This is a genomic window from Thiohalomonas denitrificans (assembly GCF_016841685.1).
In the GTDB taxonomy this organism is placed as follows: Bacteria; Pseudomonadota; Gammaproteobacteria; order Thiohalomonadales; family Thiohalomonadaceae; genus Thiohalomonas; species Thiohalomonas denitrificans_A.
This window is the reverse complement of the sequence record NZ_JAENYR010000049.1, coordinates 1-17,982: the sequence shown is the minus strand read 5'-3', so window position 1 is coordinate 17,982 and position 17,982 is coordinate 1. Positions and strand designations below refer to the sequence as shown.

The 17,982-nt window shown below is 60.3% G+C and carries 20 protein-coding genes; 7 read left to right on the top strand and 13 right to left on the bottom strand.

Annotated elements, in window-relative coordinates; genetic code table 11:
- Positions 1-30: 30 nt before the first annotated feature.
- Positions 31-648: a hypothetical protein gene (locus Q7L05_RS11365; RefSeq protein WP_303906389.1), complete on the top strand. Its 618-nt coding sequence runs from the start codon at positions 31-33 to the stop codon at positions 646-648.
- 84 nt (positions 649-732) lie between these two features.
- On the opposite strand, the gene Q7L05_RS11360 is transcribed toward Q7L05_RS11365, so the two are convergent.
- The 4 genes from Q7L05_RS11360 to Q7L05_RS11345 form a co-directional block, all read right to left on the bottom strand.
- On the bottom strand, positions 733-1,989 hold the full coding sequence (locus Q7L05_RS11360) for a malic enzyme-like NAD(P)-binding protein (RefSeq protein ID WP_303906419.1): 1,257 nt from the start codon (positions 1,987-1,989) through the stop codon (positions 733-735).
- Positions 1,990-2,011: 22 nt separating this feature from the next.
- Positions 2,012-3,481, bottom strand: coding sequence for a M48 family metalloprotease (locus tag Q7L05_RS11355; protein WP_303906386.1), 1,470 nt, complete (start codon positions 3,479-3,481; stop codon positions 2,012-2,014).
- Positions 3,482-3,600: 119 nt separating this feature from the next.
- The gene (gene rpmE / locus Q7L05_RS11350) at positions 3,601-3,807 is read right to left on the bottom strand and encodes a 50S ribosomal protein L31 (protein WP_303906383.1); all 207 of its coding nucleotides are present in this window, start codon (positions 3,805-3,807) and stop codon (positions 3,601-3,603) included.
- 150 nt (positions 3,808-3,957) lie between these two features.
- The gene (locus Q7L05_RS11345) at positions 3,958-4,287 is read right to left on the bottom strand and encodes a DUF3135 domain-containing protein (RefSeq protein ID WP_303906380.1); all 330 of its coding nucleotides are present in this window, start codon (positions 4,285-4,287) and stop codon (positions 3,958-3,960) included.
- A gap of 226 nt (positions 4,288-4,513) precedes the next feature.
- Between Q7L05_RS11345 and Q7L05_RS11340 the strand changes: the two genes are divergently transcribed.
- On the top strand, positions 4,514-7,000 hold the full coding sequence (locus tag Q7L05_RS11340) for a glycogen/starch/alpha-glucan phosphorylase (RefSeq protein WP_411293336.1): 2,487 nt from the start codon (positions 4,514-4,516) through the stop codon (positions 6,998-7,000).
- A gap of 174 nt (positions 7,001-7,174) precedes the next feature.
- Here the strand turns inward: Q7L05_RS11340 and rho are convergent, their stop codons facing one another.
- Both rho and trxA read right to left on the bottom strand, forming a co-directional pair.
- Positions 7,175-8,431, bottom strand: coding sequence for a transcription termination factor Rho (gene rho / locus Q7L05_RS11335; protein WP_303906377.1), 1,257 nt, complete (start codon positions 8,429-8,431; stop codon positions 7,175-7,177).
- 219 nt (positions 8,432-8,650) lie between these two features.
- Positions 8,651-8,977: a thioredoxin TrxA gene (trxA, locus tag Q7L05_RS11330; RefSeq protein ID WP_303906372.1), complete on the bottom strand. Its 327-nt coding sequence runs from the start codon at positions 8,975-8,977 to the stop codon at positions 8,651-8,653.
- Between the two features lie 191 nt (positions 8,978-9,168).
- Here trxA and rhlB point away from each other — a divergent pair, with 191 nt between their 5' ends.
- Positions 9,169-10,482 (top strand): ATP-dependent RNA helicase RhlB, encoded by a 1,314-nt coding sequence (rhlB, locus tag Q7L05_RS11325; protein ID WP_303906370.1) that lies wholly within the window; start codon positions 9,169-9,171, stop codon positions 10,480-10,482.
- 46 nt (positions 10,483-10,528) lie between these two features.
- Complete coding sequence (locus tag Q7L05_RS11320; RefSeq protein ID WP_303906367.1) at positions 10,529-10,933, top strand: YkgJ family cysteine cluster protein; 405 nt, start codon at positions 10,529-10,531, stop codon at positions 10,931-10,933.
- Between the two features lie 302 nt (positions 10,934-11,235).
- On the opposite strand, the gene yrfG is transcribed toward Q7L05_RS11320, so the two are convergent.
- Positions 11,236-11,901: a GMP/IMP nucleotidase gene (yrfG, locus tag Q7L05_RS11315; RefSeq protein WP_303906363.1), complete on the bottom strand. Its 666-nt coding sequence runs from the start codon at positions 11,899-11,901 to the stop codon at positions 11,236-11,238.
- Positions 11,902-12,272: 371 nt separating this feature from the next.
- Between yrfG and nudE the strand changes: the two genes are divergently transcribed.
- Both nudE and cysQ read left to right on the top strand, forming a co-directional pair.
- Positions 12,273-12,815, top strand: a complete 543-nt coding sequence (gene nudE, locus Q7L05_RS11310; RefSeq protein ID WP_303906360.1) for an ADP compounds hydrolase NudE — start codon at positions 12,273-12,275, stop codon at positions 12,813-12,815.
- Positions 12,808-13,647, top strand: coding sequence for a 3'(2'),5'-bisphosphate nucleotidase CysQ (gene cysQ / locus Q7L05_RS11305; RefSeq protein WP_303906357.1), 840 nt, complete (start codon positions 12,808-12,810; stop codon positions 13,645-13,647). The genes nudE and cysQ overlap by 8 nt, the downstream gene beginning before the upstream one ends.
- Here cysQ and Q7L05_RS11300 read toward each other — a convergent pair.
- Together Q7L05_RS11300 and Q7L05_RS11295 are read right to left on the bottom strand one after the other, a co-directional pair.
- Entirely contained in the window at positions 13,620-13,841 is a 222-nt protein-coding gene (locus Q7L05_RS11300) for a hypothetical protein (protein WP_303906354.1), read from the bottom strand. The genes cysQ and Q7L05_RS11300 overlap by 28 nt on opposite strands.
- Positions 13,842-14,082: 241 nt before the next feature.
- Positions 14,083-15,015: a sulfurtransferase gene (locus tag Q7L05_RS11295; protein WP_303906351.1), complete on the bottom strand. Its 933-nt coding sequence runs from the start codon at positions 15,013-15,015 to the stop codon at positions 14,083-14,085.
- 73 nt (positions 15,016-15,088) lie between these two features.
- On the opposite strand from Q7L05_RS11295, the gene Q7L05_RS11290 reads away from it, so the two are divergent.
- Positions 15,089-15,475, top strand: a complete 387-nt coding sequence (locus tag Q7L05_RS11290; protein ID WP_303906348.1) for a hypothetical protein — start codon at positions 15,089-15,091, stop codon at positions 15,473-15,475.
- A gap of 36 nt (positions 15,476-15,511) precedes the next feature.
- Here the strand turns inward: Q7L05_RS11290 and Q7L05_RS11285 are convergent, their stop codons facing one another.
- The 4 genes from Q7L05_RS11285 to Q7L05_RS11270 are packed head-to-tail and all read right to left on the bottom strand — an operon-like array spanning position 15,512 to position 17,871.
- Entirely contained in the window at positions 15,512-15,790 is a 279-nt protein-coding gene (locus Q7L05_RS11285; RefSeq protein ID WP_303906344.1) for a thioredoxin family protein, read from the bottom strand.
- The gene (locus tag Q7L05_RS11280; RefSeq protein ID WP_303906340.1) at positions 15,787-16,587 is read right to left on the bottom strand and encodes an arsenite methyltransferase; all 801 of its coding nucleotides are present in this window, start codon (positions 16,585-16,587) and stop codon (positions 15,787-15,789) included. Before Q7L05_RS11280 ends, Q7L05_RS11285 begins: the two co-directional genes overlap by 4 nt.
- Before the next feature lie 14 nt (positions 16,588-16,601).
- The gene (locus Q7L05_RS11275) at positions 16,602-16,901 is read right to left on the bottom strand and encodes a hypothetical protein (protein ID WP_303906338.1); all 300 of its coding nucleotides are present in this window, start codon (positions 16,899-16,901) and stop codon (positions 16,602-16,604) included.
- A 13-nt stretch (positions 16,902-16,914) separates the two neighbouring features.
- Positions 16,915-17,871, bottom strand: a complete 957-nt coding sequence (locus Q7L05_RS11270; RefSeq protein ID WP_303906336.1) for a permease — start codon at positions 17,869-17,871, stop codon at positions 16,915-16,917.
- Between the last annotated feature and the right edge of the window lie 111 nt (positions 17,872-17,982).

Below are 17,982 nucleotides of genomic sequence, written 5' to 3'. Positions count from 1 at the left end.
TACATAGACACTTCCGGGATCGAGTACACCATGCCAAAACAGTCCCGCCGGCAAGAAGCGCAGGTACGCCAGCAGTTGGCCCAGGAAGCGGCTCGCTTCATGATCGAAGGTGGCATACGCGACTTTGCGATGGCCAAGCGCAAGGCGGCCGAACGAATCGGGCTGAGCCAGACTCGGAATCTGCCCACCAACCGGGAGATCGAACAGGCACGGGCCGAGTACCTCTCTATCTTCCAGCCGGAGAGTCAGCCACAACGATTAAGAGAACTGCGCGAAACGGCCGCGGGAGCCCTGAAGATGCTTGAGCCATTCTCACCCCGACTGGTAGGGCCGGTGCTCGCCGGTACGGCCGACCAGCACTCGCCGGTCTACCTTCACCTGTTTACCGATACGCCGGAACAGGTGGATTTTTTCCTCAGCGATCGTGGCATTCCGTTCGAGCATGACGAACGCCGCGTTCGTCTCCAGCCCGACAAACAGGAAACCTTCCCCATGTACCGGATTCTCGTGGACGACATTGTCGTCGAGATGACGGTCTTTCCCGTAAAGGGCCAACGCCAGGCTCCACTCAGCCCTGTAGATGGTCGACCAATGCGCCGCGCCGACCTCCGCGAGGTGGAGTCGCTGCTCCAGGAAGACCGCGGTTAGGATGCATCGGGCCCCGCTTTGACGGGCTTAGGCCGGAGCTGGAAAAGAATTGCGCATTCGCGTCGACCAAGGCATTGCCAACCCTTACTCCTGCGGATAGTGCGCGGGCCAGCCGTAGCGGGCGACGCCGGTGTCGATAGCGGCACGAGCGACGGCGGGGGGCACCTTGTCGATCAGTCGCGGATCGAAGGGTTTGGGAATGATGTATTCGGGCCCGAATGTCATGACTTCCAGTTCGTAGGCCTCCAATACGCCGTCTGGCACCGGTTCGTGGGCCAAGGCCTTGAGCGCATGTACGGCAGCGATGGCCATCTCCGTGTTGATGGTCCGGGCACCGACATCGAGCGCACCGCGGAAAATGAACGGAAAGCCCAGCACATTGTTCACCTGATTGGGGTAGTCGCTGCGACCCGTTGCCATGATGAGGTCATCCCGCGTCTCACGGGCCACCTCCGGGCGGATTTCGGGGACCGGATTGGAAAGCGCAAAGACGACCGGGCGGGGCGCCATGCTTGCCAGCATTTCGGCATCGACCAGATCCGGTCCCGAAACCCCGATGAACACATCGGCACCCCGCATGGCGTCAGCCAGGGTGCGCCGTTCGGTCTCGACAGCGAACTCCCGCTTGTAGACGTTGGTGTCCTCTCGCCCGATATGCACAATCCCTTTACGATCCACCAGCATGATGTTCTCACGTCGGGCGCCGAGGGCCACCAGCAGCTGCATTGAGGCGATGCCGGCGGCACCCGCCCCGAGACAGGTGATTTGCACCGCCTCGATCGATTTCTCCTGGAGATCCAGCGCATTCAGCAGTCCGGCGGCAATAATGATGGCGGTACCGTGCTGGTCGTCGTGGAACACCGGAATATCGAGGCGCTTCTTCAGCTTTCGCTCCACTTCGAAACAGTGCGGAGCGGCGATATCTTCCAGATTGATCCCCCCGAAGGTGGGCGCAATCGCCGCCACCGTGTCCACGATCGCATCGGGGGAGTCGGCATCGATTTCGATATCGAATACATCGATGCCGGCAAAGGTCTTGAACAGCACCCCCTTGCCCTCCATGACGGGTTTGCTGGCAAGCGCCCCGGTGTCGCCAAGGCCAAGCACGGCAGTACCGTCGGTCACCACGGCTACCAGATTGCCCTTGTTGGTGTAGCGATAAGCATCCAGCGGCTCTTCGGCAATAGCCCGCACCGGAACGGCAACGCCCGGAGTGTAGGCGAGACTGAGCTCGCGCTGGGTGTCGCAAGGCTTGGTGACGGCCGTGGCGATCTTCCCCGGGACGGGTTTTTCGTGATAATCGAGTGCCTGTTGCTCTTGTTCGGTCCAGTTTCGAGTCATCATCTTGCCGGTTGGTTGCTGTTCATTGAACGGTCTTCAACCGCTCCCCGGGGACGGGTTCGCCGCGGGGATAGCGGGCATTCAGCAGACGGAGCTGCTCTTCGGGATGGTGGTGAATCCGGGAGTCGGCGGCCAGCTCCCGGAAGGTGGTCCCGCCTCGGGCTTCGATGATGTCAAGTTTCAGCGGCTCGGCCAGTTTCCGTTCGCCCTCGCTCAGGGCATGGAGAGTGCGAATAGTACGCGAGAAATCGGCATCATGGGCCTTGAGCCCGCCCACCTTTTGGGAAGTCCCCAGAAAGACGAAGGCCTGCGACCCTTTATAGAGGACCGCAACGCGGGCATTGCGCGCGCCCGCGCCGGTACCTGCTGAAGCGAGGGCCGTATAGCCGTCCAGTCCATTGACCTTCAGGGGTTCGCCGCCCTGAATCATATCGAGATTCAGTCGCTCGCGCAGAAAGCGTTTCGGGGAAACCCGTTTGTTGCGATCGGCGACGCTGACCTGGAGAGCCGCGGATTGATCCGGAGAGACGGCAATCAGCCGGTCAGGTCGATTTTCGACCCTCCACCCCTCCGGGAACTGGAGGGCAAAATCGAGATCTTGGTGGAAGAAGGCGCTGCCGCGCAGAGTCCCCTCGGAGGCGCTCGCACCGAATATCAGGCCATCCAGTCGACGCAGGAATAGCCCCTTTTGTGACACCCGCTGCCCGCCCGGCAACGTCTGCGCCTGGCGTACCACCGTCTTGAGGCGTTCGTCATTGTCGGGATGGGTGGCAAACACGCCGTGATAGACGCGCGGCTCCCGGTTCTCTTCTTTGGCGAGCTGGATCTCGAATTGCTCCTGATTCTTCAGCACTCCGACCACATCCAGCATGGCCTCGGGGTTACGGCCGGTACCGGCCAGATATTGCGCCCCCAGCCGATCCGCTTCGAGCTCGTGCTCTCTCCCGTAACCCCGCAACAGTGCGGTACTCAGCGTATTGAACAGGTCGCTCACGCCGCGGTTTTGCAACTCCGGCACCAGCAGGGCGCCCAGGGTGTAGCCCAGATTGGCAGCGGTCGAGGCACTAATCTGGCGCACACTGTGGCGGGCCGTCACGTGACCGATTTCATGACCGAGAACCGCCGCCAACTCATCCTCGGAATTCAAATAGGCGAGCAGACCGCGGGTGATGTAGATATAGCCACCCGGCAGGGCAAAGGCATTGACCTCGCTGCTGTCGAGAACCGTAAATCGGTAAATCAGATCGGAACGGTGGCTCTTGGCGGCCAGCTTTTCACCGATGCGTTGTACGTAGGCCTGGAGTCGTGGGTCATCATATACGCCATAGGCGTCAATGATCTTCGGGTGCTCCTGGCGGCCGATGGTGATCTCCTGCTGTTCGCTGAGCAGCGAGAGTTCGCTCTGGCCGCTGACCGGATTGACTGCGCAGCCGGCCGTCGCAGCGATTACCGCCATGCCCATAACAGCGACCATACGTCGAAAAAGGCTCATCTCATGAGTTCTCCGCAGTGCTTCGATCCGCCAGGAGCCGGCGGCCCGGAACAGGCACAAAAAAAGGGCGCCCTCTCGGTACGCCCCTTTTACCACCCTCATGCGGGACATGGGAGGTCTTATTTTTTGATCCCGTACTTCTGACGGAATTTGTCCACACGACCGCCGGTATCGACCATCTTCTGTTTGCCCGTGAAGAAGGGATGGCAAGCGGAACAGACGTCGAGGTTCAGGTCCTCGTTGGCGGTGGAGCGGGTCTTGAAACTGTTACCGCAACTGCAGTTGACGGTGATTTCGTGATATTCGGGATGGATATCCGACTTCATTGCACTAAGCCCTTTGCATTGTTTCGCATGCCGCTACCCACGCCTGTTGGCAGGCACCGCATGCAGGAAGCCGCCGATTATAGGAAAACCCGCCCCCCACGGCAAGCGGAAGAACCAACTGTCGGGTGCGTTTTCCAAACACAGCTTCAGTCACTGCTGATCCAGCGGCAGAACCGTGGCACATCTTTCGCCTTCGCGTACCCGGCTCCCCTTATGGAGTACCTCAAGTAGTCCATGGTTCCCCGTAACGGAGTCCCACATCATGCGCGAGAGAGCGATACAGGCGGCGAGGGGTGTTCTGCAGCGAAGCCGCTCCTGATCGATTCGCCACTGGAGGCGCCGCATGCGCTGGCGGCGCTCTTCAGGGACGCGTACCAGCGCCGACTCGATGATTTCATGACGCCGGCGCTCAAAGGCGTCCGGGTCCTGCTCGGCCAGGACCCTCAGGTGCTCGTATTCCGGCCGTTCCCGCGGTGTCATCGTCTCTCCTCCCTGAGTCGGCGACTTACATGCAGATGTTCCGACAGTGTAGCGCAGCAATAACCACCGCCAGTCCATGGGTAAGTAAAAACGTTCTCGGGCTTCAACTATCTTTTGGTCAGGGTCTGGTGAGTCTCGGGCGGCCGTATTCCATTGAGTAACCTCTGAGGTTCATCAGCCGAAAACCACCGCAACCGACACCTCCACCTTTACCCAAGGGGCGAAAATGGATCGAATGCCCTCACAGCGCGTGGACCGGGCCTTCAAGTATGACTACGAAGGGCTCGACGTCGCGTCTATCAAACAGTCACTGGCCAATCGCATGATCTATGCGGTGGGCAAGGACAACTATACGGCGACGGACCGTGACTGGTTTCATGCCACCGCCTACGTGGTGCGTGACCGTCTCATCGAACGCTGGATGGAGACGATGCGCACCTACTATCGTGAGGACGCCAAGAGGGTCTATTACTTCTCCCTGGAATTTCTGATCGGCCGCAGTCTGATCAACAGCCTGTTGAACCTCGGATTCTGCGATGAGGCCAGGGAAGCACTGTTCGAGTTGGGTCTGGACCTTGAGGCGATCGCCGACCTCGAGTTCGACGCCGCCCTCGGCAATGGCGGGCTCGGCCGGCTTGCGGCCTGCTTTCTGGACTCCATGGCGACACTGAGTCTGCCCGGGTACGGCTACGGTATACGTTACGAATACGGCATGTTCCGCCAGGCGATCGAAAACGGCCATCAGGTGGAGCACCCGGACAACTGGCTCCGTTATGGCAATCCGTGGGAGTTTCCCCGCCCGGAAGTTCTCTATCCCGTCGAGTTCTACGGTGAAGTCGTGCAGTTCCACGATGAGAGGGGACACGTTCACCATCATTGGCAGGACACCGATGAGGTGATGGCGATGGCGTACGACACCCCCATTCCGGGCTATGGGGTGGATACGGTCAACAACATGCGGCTCTGGTCGGCCAAGGCCTCCCGCGACTTCGACTTGCGCTATTTCAATGAAGGGAACTACATCAAGGCGGTGGAGGACAAAACCGATTCCGAGAACCTCTCCAAGGTCCTCTATCCCTCGGACGAAACCACTGTGGGTCGCGAACTCCGATTGAAGCAGCAGTACTTTTTCGTCAGTGCCTCCCTGCAGGACATCATCGCGCGTTTTCTCAAGCAGCACGATTCGCTGCTCGACCTGCCCGACAAGGTGGCCATTCAGCTAAACGATACCCACCCATCGATTGCCATTCCGGAGCTGATGCGCCTGCTCATCGATCGCTACCACCACGAGTGGGAAACGGCATGGGAGATCACCACGCGCGTATTTGGCTACACCAATCACACCCTTCTTCCGGAAGCCCTGGAAACCTGGCCCGTACCGCTATTCGAACAGATGCTGCCGCGTCACCTGCAGATCATCTATGAGATTAACCATCACTTCCTGAATCGGGTGGTGCACCACTTCCCCGGAGATGTAGACCGCTTGCGCCGGATGTCCCTGATCGATGAAGAGGGTGGCAAGCGGGTACGCATGGCACACTTGGCCATCATCGGCAGCCATAAGGTCAACGGCGTGGCGGCGATCCATACCAAGCTGCTCAAGGAGCGGATCTTCCGGGATTTCCACGAGCTGATGCCCGAGCGATTCATCAACGTCACCAACGGCATCACGCCCCGGCTTTGGCTGCACCAGGCAAATCCGGCACTCTCCGGACTGATCTCCCGCTATATCGGCCACGACTGGATCACGGACTTGCCGGCACTGGCGAAACTCACCCCATTCGCCGAGGACGACGAGTTTTTGGAGGCGTTTCGTCAGGTAAAAAGAGCGAACAAGGAATCCGTGGCCGCTTCACTCGTCGACCGGCTCGGGGTGAGGATCGACCCGTCCTCCCTCTTTGATGTGCAGGTGAAGCGGCTCCATGAATACAAACGTCAGCTACTCAATCTGCTTCATGTGGTGACGCTCTACAACCGCATTCGCAATGGGCAGGCGGAAGACCGTGTGCCCCGTACGGTGATGTTTGCGGGCAAAGCGGCCCCGAGCTACAGAATCGCCAAGCTCCAAATCGAGCTTATCCACGCCGTGGCCGATATCGTTAACAACGACCCGCGGATTGGCGATCGGCTCAAAGTGCTGTTTATCCCCAACTACGACGTCTCCACCGCAGTGCGCCTGATTCCCTCCGTCGATCTTTCCGAGCAGATCTCCACTGCCGGGACCGAGGCCTCGGGAACCGGCAACATGAAGCTGGCGCTGAACGGGGCGCTAACCATTGGCACGCTGGATGGGGCGAACATCGAGATCCGGCAGGAGGTCGGCAAGGAGAACATCTTCATCTTCGGCAATACGGTGGAAGAGCTGGAAGTGCTGCGCCGAAATGGCTACGACCCCAAATCCTGGGTCAAAGCCGACCCCGAGTTGAGGCGCACGCTGGAGATGATTGGCGGTGGTTATTTCTCGCCTGGAGAACCAGCCCGCTTCAAGCCCATCGTCGAGGGGCTACTCAACCGCGACCGCTATTTCGTCCTGGCCGACTACCGCTCCTACGTCGAGTGTCAAAAGGACGTGGACCGTCTCTACCACGACCCGGAGGTCTGGACACGCCGGGCGGTACTCAATACCGCGTTGATGGGAAATTTCTCGTCCGATCGGGCGGTGCAGGCGTATGCCGAAAAGATCTGGGGGGTAAAACCCGAGCGGAACCCCTGATTATCAGGGAGCGACTAAATCGAATGATTGCCGCGGAGGCGCAAGAGGACAGAGGAAGAAGGACAAGAACAGAGAAGAATCAGCTGCCCGCGAAGGCAGTGTCGTGCCCGAAGGGCCTTACCCTTTGCGTACTCTGCGCTGCTCTTTTGGCGGCGCTCTCGCGCCGCCGCCGAACTATCGCTTCATCGAATTGAAGAACTCGGCATTGGTCTTGGTGACCTTGAGCTTGTCATGGAGGAACTCCATGGCCGCCAACTCATCCATGGGGTGCAGGAGCTTGCGAAGGATCCACATCTTCTGCAGCTCGTCGACGCCGGTTAGCAACTCTTCACGGCGTGTGCCCGAACGATTGATGTTGATCGAAGGGTAGAGCCGCCTCTCGGCAATCTTCCGGTCCAGGTGGATCTCGAGATTGCCGGTGCCCTTGAACTCCTCATAGATGACATCGTCCATACGCGAGCCGGTATCGACGAGAGCGGTGGCCATGATGGTCAGCGAACCGCCCTCTTCGATGTTGCGCGCCGCCCCGAAGAACCGCTTGGGACGATGCAGAGCGTTGGCGTCGACGCCACCGGTCAGCACCTTGCCTGAAGAGGGGATGACGGTATTGTAGGCCCGAGCCAGACGAGTGATCGAGTCGAGCAGGATGATGACATCTTTCTTGTGCTCGACCAGCCGCTTGGCCTTTTCGATCACCATCTCCGCCACCTGCACATGCCGGCTGGCCGGCTCGTCGAAGGTGGAAGAGACCACCTCTCCACGTACCGAACGCGCCATCTCCGTCACCTCTTCGGGCCGCTCGTCGATGAGCAGGACGATTAGGTAGCACTCGGGATGATTATGGGCGATGGACTGGGCGACGTTCTGCAGAAGCATGGTCTTGCCGGCCTTGGGCGGGGATACGATCAGGCCTCGCTGCCCCTTTCCGACCGGCGCCACCAGATCGATGACCCTGGCGGTGATATCTTCGGTGGAGCCGTTACCCAACTCCAGGCCGAGCCGCTCATCGGGGTGGAGCGGCGTGAGGTTCTCGAACAGAACCTTGCCCTTGGCGTTCTCCGGCGGCTCGAAATTGATCTCGTTGACCTTCAGCAACGCAAAATAGCGTTCGCCCTCTTTCGGCGGCCGAATCTTGCCGGCGACGGTATCACCGGTGCGCAGGCTGAAGCGGCGAATCTGGCTGGGGGAGATGTAGATATCATCCGGGCCGGCCAGGTAGGAACTGCCCGCCGAGCGCAAGAAGCCAAAGCCGTCCTGCAGGATTTCCAGGACCCCGTCGCCGTAGATATCCTCACCCTGTTTGGCTTGCGCCTTGAGGATGGAGAAGATAACGGCTTCCTTACGGGAGCGGGAGATGCCTTCGACGCCGAGGGAGCCAGCAATATCGAGTAGTTCCGAGGCGGGTTTTCTCTTAAGTTCGGTCAGGTTCATCGTTTTGGCTGTGGATAGCTACTGCATGAGCGCAAGTAGTGTGGAGGAATCAACGGGTACACGAAAAAGGCCCGAATGGCCCAACAAATCTGGAAAGGGGATTGCCGGATACGGCGGTCTGTCTATCACGGATTCAGATGCTTATCCCTCTGAAGGGTATCACCCGGATCGGGTCCCGTCCAGCAGGATGCGCCGGACGGGACGAAATTTTCTATTGCCTTAGAGATTACTATCGATGAAGGCCGTCAGCTGCGACTTGGAAACGGCGCCCACCTTGGTCGCCTCCACATTGCCGTCCTTGAACAGCATCAATGTCGGGATACCGCGGATACCGTATTTCGGTGGCGTATTCGGGTTTTCATCGATGTTCAGCTTGGCGACCTTGAGCTTGCCGGCATACTCCTCGGCAATCTCATCGAGGACCGGCGCGATCATTTTGCAGGGACCGCACCAATCCGCCCAGTAATCGACGAGGACAGCACCCTCAGCGCCGATCACCTCTCCCTCGAAAGTATCGTCGGTGACGTAAACGATTTTGTCGCTCAATTTTTGCTTGCCTCCAATTCGCCCCGGTTTTAGGCGTCTGTCGGATTATGGATTCCGTAACGGATTCACATAATCCGACAGACTCCCAGCCGAAGCTTATCATTAGTTGTGGGGGTTTCACCCCATTTGAGCCCAATACCGCCCCCATTTCAAGTCCCAAAGCCAGCCGTTTCTGTTATTCTTCCCAACTTATGAGTGATACGCTATTGACAGACGTTTCGTTCCGTTCCTTCGATTTGCCCGAACCCGTCCTCCGGGGTGTCGAAGAAACGGGTTTTTCCCAATGCACCCGAATCCAGGCCGAGACGCTACCGTTGGCGCTGGCCGGGAAAGATGTCGCGGGGCAGGCCCAGACCGGCACCGGCAAGACAGCCGCCTTTCTCATCGCACTTTTCACCCATCTGATTCGTGAGCCCGCCAAAGAGGGGAGGCGCCCCAACCAGCCGCGGGCGATCATCCTGGCGCCGACGCGCGAACTGGCCATCCAGATTCATCGCGATGCCGAACAGATCGGCCGCCACACCGGCTTCCAGCTCGGCCTCATCTACGGCGGCACCGGCTACGAAGAGCAGCGTCAGCAGCTGCGGGACGGCGTCGATGTGCTGATCGGCACACCGGGTCGGATCATCGACTACTTCAAGCAGAAGGTGTTCGACCTCAGAGCCATCCAGGTCATGGTACTCGATGAAGCCGACCGCATGTTCGATCTGGGATTCATCAAGGATATTCGCTACCTGCTGCGGCGCATGCCCCACCCCGAGGAGCGCCTCGGATTGCTCTTTTCCGCCACGCTCTCGTTCCGGGTGGCCGAGCTCGCCTATGAACACATGAACAACCCGCACCAGGTCGAGGTGGAACCGGAGCAGGTCACCGCCGAACGGGTCGAGGAGTCGGTCTACTTCCCGGCAATGAACGAAAAGATCCCACTGCTGCTGGGTCTGATCGAGCGGTTCAAGCCGGAGCGCAGCATCATCTTCGTCAATACCAAACGCGCCGCCGATCGAGTATGGGGCTATCTTGAGGGCAACGGGCACAAGACCTCCATTCTCTCCGGCGATGTTCCGCAGAAAAAGCGCCAACGCCTGCTGGGCCAATTCGAGTCGGGGGAGTACGCCTTTCTGGTGGCCACCGATGTTGCGGCTCGGGGACTGCATATCCCGGATGTCACCCACGTGTTCAACTTCGACCTGCCCCAGGACGCGGAGGATTACGTACACCGCATCGGCCGCACCGCACGTGCCGGGGCTGCCGGAACGGCGATCAGCTTTGCCTGCGAGGAATACGCCTTCTCGCTCATGGAGATAGAGGCCTACATCGGCCACAAGATTTCGGTCGAGCCGATCAGCGAGGGCCTGCTGGTGAAGCCCAAGGCGCCAGTCAGGGCTCCGCGACGCGACAAGCAACCGGGTGGCCAGGGAGGCAAGCGACCGGATGGAAACCGCGGCGGCGGCGACCGGCCGCGGCAACGGGGACGCAGTAGTCACCGCAGCCCCTCGAAAGGGTAATTGGCTGGCCCGTCCATTCCCGGGCGGGCAAGGATGAAGGGGCGCAGTGGCCAGGAAAAAGATCGAGATTACACCCGAGAACAAGTGCAGCTTCTGCCAAGACTCCAAATGCTGCACCTATGTGACCCAGGCGATCGAGACCCCCCGGGCCAAGGCCGAGTTCGAGCACCTGCTGTGGCAAATCTCACACCGGGATGTGGAGGTCTACAAGGATGAAGACGGATGGTTTCTGATGTTCAACACTCCGTGCCTCCATCTCCGCCCCGACGGCGGCTGCGGCATTTACGAAGCGCGCCCCACCATCTGCCGTGAGCACTCCAATGACTTTTGTGAGTACGACGAACCGGCCGAAAAGGGTTTCGACCTGTACTTCCCCGATTACGACACGCTGCTGACCTACTGCCGCAAGCGCTTCAAGTCCTGGGACAAGGCAAAGAACAGGGGCAAATAAAGAAGGTTCACCGTAACTGCTCGCCCGGGTGATCACGCACGGCCCGGGAAATCCGTCATCCCCGCTTAGGCGCGCATAGGCGGGGATCCAGGCAGCGATCCCTGCGAACGCCGCCTCTATGCCCCGTCATCCCCGCGTAGGCGGGGATCCATTTTGAGCCATGTTTCTGTCCTCTGGATTCCCGCCTACGCGGGAATGACGCGGGAATGACGCGGGAATGACGCGGGAATCACGCGGGGATGACGGAGGGGGTGAGTAGTTACGATTACCGCAGAATATACGGAAGGCAAACTCGCGAGATCTCAGATCCCGGCAGTGTCGGGCATGATGTCCCGGAAGCTCTCAATCGCATCGAACTCCTCCACGTCCTTGGCGGGGCGCCGGGTATCGGGCTTGTGAACAGCCAACAACCAGTTGATGCCGTATTCGCGCGCCGATCGCAGTACCGGCAGACTGTCGTCGATCAGCAGGGTCCTGGCCGGATCGAATGACTCGCGGCTCTGCAGCTGATCCCAGAACTGCGGATGCTCTTTTGGCATCCCGAAGTCGTGGGAACAAACCAGATGGTCCAGGTGACCGGCGAGCCGGGTCTTCTCCATTTTCAGTTCGAGACTCTTCATATGGGCGTTGGTCACCAGAACCGCGCGCCGGCCGCTGCCCCGTACCCCGTCGAGAAACGGGGTGACGTAGGGATGCACGGCGATCAGGTGGTCGACCTCCTGTTTCAATAGCGCGATATCCAGGTCCAGCTCCCGCCCCCAGTAATCGATGCAATACCAGTCCATGGTGCCCTCCACCGCATGCATGCGCGGATAAAGCTCGGCCTTGGCCTGCTTGATGCTGATACTCTTTTTTTCAGCAAAGCGCTTTGGCACGTACTCCACCCAAAAATAGGTATCGAAATTCAGGTCCAGCAGAGTGCCGTCCATATCCAAAAGGACGGTATCGATCCGGCTCCAGTCGATCATTGCGCGGCAGCGGCTCCATGGTGAGATACAAAAGTGCCCAGCTATTGTAACCAGTAGAGCCGGGTATTTCCGAACCCCGGTTATTGTGCTGGCCCCCGGCGGAGTTTATGGGCAAACGCCCATTCCGGATGACGTAATTTACTGTTTAGAGGTAACTGCTCACTCCGCCGTCCTGCGGAGGCGGGAATCCGGAGAGCAGCGGGGAGTAAAAGCCCGTACATTCTGCCGAGGAGCCACTGTTCTTTAGGTTATCGCAGCTTCCGCCGCTCCTGTGGAGCCGGCCTTTCAGCCCGGGCCGGGAAATGTACCAGCGGGTGCCATTCGTTCCAGCTGTCGGTATGATGGGGCGGATTGCCCCTAGCGGAGTCCGCATGCGAGAAAAACCCCGCATCCTTGATATCCGGACATTGGCCCGGACGCGCCTGTTCCACATCCAGCAGCTGGAGCTTCGTTTCGCCAATGGGGTCGAAGCTACCTATGAACGACTGCTGGGATCCCCACAGGGCGCCGTGCTGGTGGTTCCCGTTTTTGAAGACCGCCAGGTGCTGCTGATCCGGGAGTATGCGGCAGGCACCGACCGTTATGAACTGGCGCTCCCCAAGGGGCGCATTGAACCCGGTGAAGGGGCACTCGAGGCGGCCAACCGCGAGATGCAGGAGGAGATTGGCTATGGGGCAAACAAGCTACGGCAGATCAGCTCGCTGACGGTCGCACCCGGCTATCTGGGGCACTCCACCCATGTGGTCCTCGCCACCGATCTCTATCCCCGGCGCATCCCCGGCGACGAGCCCGAGCCCATCGACGTCATCCCCTGGTCACTGGATGACCTGGTCGAATTGACCACCCGCGAGGACTTCACCGAGGCGCGCAGTATCGCCGCCCTCTACATGGTCCGGGAGCTGCTAAATGGTTAGCCAGCGGAACCACCACCGGATCGATCCCTGCGAACTGCTGACGCCCGCGCTGGAGGTCGTTATCGATGCGGGCCGCCGGATACTGGAAATCTACGAGGCGGGTTTCAAGATCGAGCAAAAAGAAGACGAGACGCCGCTGACCGAGGCGGATACGGCGGCCAGCGATATCATCGAGAAGGGTTTGAGCGAACTCACGCCGGAACTACCCGTTCTGACCGAAGAGTCGGTAAAAATCCCCTATAGCATACGGAGGCAATGGAGCCGCTACTGGCTGGTAGATCCGCTTGATGGCACACGCGAATTCATACAGCGCACCGGAGAATTTACCGTCAACGTTGCCCTGATCGATGACCAGGAACCTGTGCTCGGCATCGTCTACGCCCCGGCGATGGGAGTCTATTACTATGCGTGCCGCGGCCAAGGCGCCTACAAACGGAATGACTGCTGCAACCCGGTCCGGATTCGGACGCGGCGACTGGAACCGGGGCGGCGCGTGGTGGTGGCGGGCAGCCGTTCACATCGGGGGCACGCCATGGAGGCGTTTCTCAAACAGCTCCGGGAGTACGAGTTTGTCCCGCTGGGCAGCGCCCTGAAGTCCTGTCTGGTGGCGGAGGGTGAAGCCGATATTTACGCCCGGCTGGGTCCAACTTCGGAGTGGGATACCGCTGCTACCCAATGCATCGTCGAAGAGGCGGGCGGTCTAATCACCGATACCCGAATGCGTCCCCTACGCTACAACACCAAGGAAGACCTGCTGAATCCCCACTTTTTCACCTTCGGCGACCGGGACATCGACTGGTCTCGTTACTTGGGCGCGCAACTCCGGCCGTAGACGGCCATTACGTTCTTCAACTCATCGAGGACCGCCCAGTGCTCGGTCGCCTCCAGGTGAGTGGTTTCCGGCAACGGCTCGCCCCGCTCCATCGCATCGATAGTGCCCCATACCGCCCGGCATCCCTTTTGACAGAGGACTTCAACGCAGGCGTCGATCCGTGCGGCATCTGGGCTAATTAGAGGCTTTGCCATAACAAATTAGTCATTTCCGAAAACGAGCGAACCAGTATACCGGCCCGTCCAATCCCATGGGAACCTACCAAAAGGATAGGATATCAGCGACAAACCGCCGGTTTCATATCCAAAATGTACATTGGTGCTGAGGAACGAAGCCCAACAAAATCAGCGTTGGGGTTCGCATAACTCACCCAACCTGCAAAAACGATGTTCTCGGACAGGCTCCGAGCCCAAATCCGCCCGCTGATACCTCCGGTCAGAGAGCAAACGCCTCGTCGTAGGGCTGATCGCCCTCGACTACCGGCAGGGTGAGCTCATTACCCCAATGCGACCAGCCGCCGTTATACAGCTTCACGTCCTGGTAGCCGAGGCTTTTGAGCTGCATATAGGCCAGTCCCATGCGGAAGCCGTCATGGCAGTAGACATAGACGCGCTTGTCTTTGGGGATGTCCGCATACATCGCCGCGAGCTTTTCCGGCGAATGCCATTTCTGCGACTGGCCGTCGGTACCCTCCAGGCTGACGATATTGATGGCGCCGGGAATGTGGCCGCCCTGGATGGCATGCTGGATGACCTTGCCGGTGTACATGTCGCGCGGCCGGGCGTCGAGCAGCACCACCTCCGGGTCGCGGCGCGACAGGACATCGTCATAGACATCGGTCCACTCCACGTACAGTGCCGGGTCGGCCTCTTTCAGGGTCACACTGCCCGGCTCGGACACCACCGCCTCTTTCGACAGGTCATTGAACGCGGTCCACTCGAGGGTGCTGCCGTTTAATAACTTCACCTGCTCCATATCGAAGCCGTACAGTTCCAGCAGGTAGTAGACCCTTGAGGCGAGGGCTGTGCGTGAGTCGTCGTAGAGCACAATGGTGGAATCGTCATTGACTCCCCACCCGCGCAGCGTCGCCTGGAAGTCCTCGCGGGAGGGAAAGCGCATGATCGGGGCGGCGAAATTGTCACCCAGGTCCTTGAAGCGCTGCACCTGGACGGCTCCCGGGATGTGACCAACGGTGTAATAGCGGTGCGGATGGTAACGGACCTCCAGGAGCACCAGATCCGAATTGTCGATGTGCTCCTCGAGCCAGTCGGAGTTGACCAGAAAGGCCGGCGGCTCCGCGGCCGATGCAAGAACAACGAACAGGAGGCCGATGGCCATGAGGAAGGTCTGAAGCATACGTCTGTGCATGGATCTCTCCGCTATTACAGGAATCGCCGATCCGTTGCCGACCGGGCAAACCGGAATGGTAAAGTAGGCAGCCATGATACGGCTCAAGCCCCTGCTGATACTCGCCGTTCCGCGCCAGTTCCCCGGCGAGCGGTGGATCAATATTGGCTTGCGGTGCCTGCACCTGGTGGGCATCGCCGGGATCAGCGGTGGCTTTCTGTTCACTCTCGCCGAGGCGCAGTGGCTGCCGTTCTGGTACCTCGCTGTGAGCAGCGGCGTGGCGCTGTCCCTGCTCTATATCTGGTCCACCGCGCTGTGGCTGGTGCAGCTGAAGGGGATTGCCATCCTCCTGAAGGTGGCGCTGCTCGCAGCCGCCACCCTGCTCCCGGAGTGGCGCGCCGGGCTGTTTGTGTCGATCATCCTGATTTCGGGACTCATCGCCCACGCGCCCGGCGCAGTGCGTGGCTACCGCCTTATCTGAATCCGATGAACGCTGCCCATCGGCGGGTTCAGCGCACTACCCGCCACAGGCTCCGCCGGAGCAGCAGCCGCCGCCGCTATTGCCGCCCAGCCAGCTGTCGATGGTCTCGCGGGAGGGTACGCCGCCGGCATGCACCAGTTTTTCATCGACCACCACGCCGGGCGTGGACATGACGCCATAGCGCATGATCTCGGCCACGTCGTCGACCTTCTCGAGCTGAACCTGAACGCCCTTGCCCTTGGCCTGCTCCTCGATGAGCTGGATCGTGGTATTGCAATTGGCACACCCGGTACCGAGTACCTTGATGGTCTTCATTGGATCGATTCCTCTGGTTTGACGGCCTCGATGGAGGCCGAAGCGATATATGCCTCGACGCCGCGTCCCGGCGCCCAGTCACGGATGAATGCGCGGCTCTCGTCTTTCGGCGCGATGCGAATGGCCTCGAAGCCGGCATCGCGCAGCATCACCTCCAGCTCCCCGACCGGGGATGCTCCGGCGATGCAGCCGGTATAGAGGGCCAGATCCTGCCGCGCCTGTTCGGGTAGTTCGGCGGTCGCCACCACATCACTCACCGCCAGCCGCCCACCGGGCTTGAGGACCCGGAAGGCCTCGCGAAAGACCTGCGGCTTGTCGGGTGAGAGATTGATGACGCAGTTGGAGATGATCACGTCGACATCGGCATCGGCCAGCGGCAGATGCTCGATCTCGCCAAGACGGAATTCTACGTTGCGGTACTCGCCCTTGCGAGCATTCTCGCGTGCCTTCGCAAGCATTTCCGGGGTCATGTCCACACCGATCACCCGTCCGGAATCACCCACGGCGCGGGCGGCGAGGAAGCAGTCGAAGCCGGCCCCGCTGCCCAGGTCCAGCACGCTCTCGCCCGGTTTCAGCGCGGCAATGGCCTGGGGATTTCCGCACCCCAGACCGAGGTCGGCCCCCTCGGGAACGGCACCGAGTTCCTCGTCCGAATAACCGAGACGTTGGGAGGCGATGGTCTCGGGTTGCGACCCGCAGCCGCTGGTATCGCTGCAGCAGCCACCGCCACCCTGCGCCACGCTGCCGTAGCTTGCGCGCACTGCAGTGCGGATCTCGTCGTCATTGTTGTCGTGCATAGTGTCGCCTCTTTTCAGCAGCAGGACTGACCACTGCTCGTGGTAGTGCAACCGCAGCTCTCTTCCGGTTCGGCAGCGATGGTGGCTTGCGCCTCGGCGGCCTGCTCGTCGAAAACGGCGTCGAGCTTCTGTGCCGCCTCGTCGCGGATGTGACGGGCGATCTCGATCACCGCATCGATCTGGTGCTCGGGGATGCCGGCATCCCGCAGGCGCTGAAGCTGACACTGGCCCATGGCCGGGTGATTGGCGGCGATGCCCGAAGCCAGCGAGATCATCGCGACAATGGAGGAGTGCAGTTGCGGTTGATCGGTCATTATCGATACTCCTTTAACTCAGCAGATTGAAGCCCCAACCCACCAGCGTGAAGGCAACGGCCAGTACTGCGGCATAGAGCCCCAGCGCCGGCCACCGGATCACCTTGCGCAGGATGATCATCTCGGGAAGGGAGAGGGCGGCGATACTCATCATGAACGCCAGCGTGGTACCGATGGCGACGCCCTTGCCGAGCATCGCCTCCGCGACCGGAATGACCCCGGTGGCGTTGGAGTAGAGCGGCACACCCAGTAACACCGCACCCGGAACCGCCAGCCAGTTGTCCCTGCCGCCCAGGTGCTCCGAGACCCAGCCCTCGGGCACATAGCCATGGAACAGGGCACCGACAGCGATGCCGGCGACGACCCATTTCCAGAGTCGACCAACAATCTCCTTCACCTCACCCCAGGCGTAGCGATGACGACCGGCCAGCGAGGTATCGGGTTGCGGGAGGGTTGCCTGACCCATGTGGATCTTCCATACATACTCCTCCACCCAACGCTCCGGCCTGAAGCGCTCCATGACCACGCCGCCCACATAGGCGACGGTAAGTCCGGCCGCCACGTACATCAGCGTCATCTCCCAACCGAGAATGCCGACAAGGATCACCACCGCTACCTCGTTGATCATCGGCGAGGCGATGAGAAAGGAAAAAGTGACACCAAGCGGGATCCCCGCCTCGACAAAGCCGATGAACAGCGGCACCGAAGAGCAGGAGCAAAACGGCGTCACCGCACCCAGCCCGACCGCAGTGCCGCGCGCCATCCACCGAGGCTTGCCCCGAACATATTCGCGCACCTTTTCCGGCGAAAGCAGCGCGCGCAGCAGGCCCATCACGTAGATGATGACCACCAGCAGCACGAAGATCTTCACCGTATCCATGACGAAGAAGTGCAGCGCAGCGCCCGCCTGGCTCTCGGCCGTCAGGCCCAGCCATCGGTAGACGATCAAATCGGCAAGTGCATCAAACATCCGGAACCAAAACTCCTATTGCCTGGCAGCCTGTCCGAGACCAGCAACGGGCTCCCAAATGTAGGTTGGCGCTGAGGAACGAAGCCCAACAAAATCAGCGTTGGGGTTCGC